Raw genomic sequence first — 1,073 nt, 5'->3', positions numbered from 1 at the left:
CAGAATCAGTGTTCAAGACTTACCAGAATGGGTGTTCAAGAGTTACCAGAATCGGTGTTCAAGTTGTGCCAGAATACGCACCCGTCAAGAGTTTCAGAGTATTAGCCTCTACAGTGGCTGATGAATGGTGGTAATCAGGAATCAAATAGTCATTTCAATTCTTCTAAAAACAGCTAGTTGGAGTTGTTACCATTTCCCAGCTTAATAGGCTATCTGTCAAAAACACTTATATCGCAAAAAGCGTGTGAACCGTCATGTAGACGGCTGAGAAGTTGCAGGGTGAATTTTTTCTTGCGCTTGGATTGTGAACCGTCATGTAAACGGCTGAGAAGAATCTAAGAAACGACCTCCCCCATCGATTCTACCCTGCAAGGCAGAGTGAATGAGTGCCATGGAGTAGCCAAACAAACCAAGTCCGTAGTTTAATGCCACGAAACAGACCAATTTCAGCAAGCAAATCCCGAGTGGTAAACAATTCAAAATAACGCTCTATCTAATTGTTTTACAATTAGTTTTTCACTTACCAACTTATTGCACGACTTTCTGATAAACCTGAAGATTTATTTACCAACTTAATTATACTGACAAAATTCAAACATATGTTTTAATTTCATATTTTTCAGTAGGTTACAGACAGTCTTATTTACCGACACAATTGCCTATGTCACACCACGTGAGACAGAGGCAATTAAGTCGGTAAATAGTGCATTAAGTCGGTAAACCGGTGCAATTAGTCAGTAAATCAGAGCATTAAGTTGGTAAACAACGCCAATTAATTGACTACACTGCCTGTCAAGTTATCAACAGGTAGTGTAGTTTTTATGCCTAGGAAAGATATAAAGCATTCGCCTTATTCCAGAAGCGAGAAGCAACTTACAAGCTGGCTTAAAGAGCAAAAACGTGGCACAGGGCAAGGTCTGGAATACATTCCCGGCCTTTACACCAATGAAATCGAATCCGCTAAGAAGAATAATTTCAAGGAGCGAGTTTCAGGTAAGTACTCAAAAACTCCTGTGCAGACCACATGGCAGCCAGCATGAGGCGTATTCGATAATATTTGCCAGTCTCGGAAT

1 protein-coding gene is annotated in these 1,073 nt (G+C 40.4%); it reads left to right on the top strand.

Annotation, left to right across the window (positions count from 1 at the left end; genetic code table 11):
• Window positions 1-821 precede the first annotated feature (821 nt).
• Window positions 822-1,040, top strand: a complete 219-nt coding sequence (locus tag ABD892_RS10565) for a hypothetical protein (protein ID WP_345195587.1) — start codon at window positions 822-824, stop codon at window positions 1,038-1,040.
• Window positions 1,041-1,073: the final 33 nt, after the last annotated feature.

This window comes from Kistimonas scapharcae (assembly GCF_039540975.1).
Lineage (GTDB): Bacteria > Pseudomonadota > Gammaproteobacteria > Pseudomonadales > Endozoicomonadaceae > Kistimonas > Kistimonas scapharcae.
Note: the sequence above shows the minus strand (reverse complement) of the source record. Positions and strands in the feature narration are given on the sequence as shown.

Excerpts from the sequence above, each read along its gene's own strand:
- ABD892_RS10565 (WP_345195587.1), top strand. The coding sequence starts at position 822 with ATGCCTAGGAAAGATATAAAGCATTCGCCTTATTCCAGAAGCGAGAAG.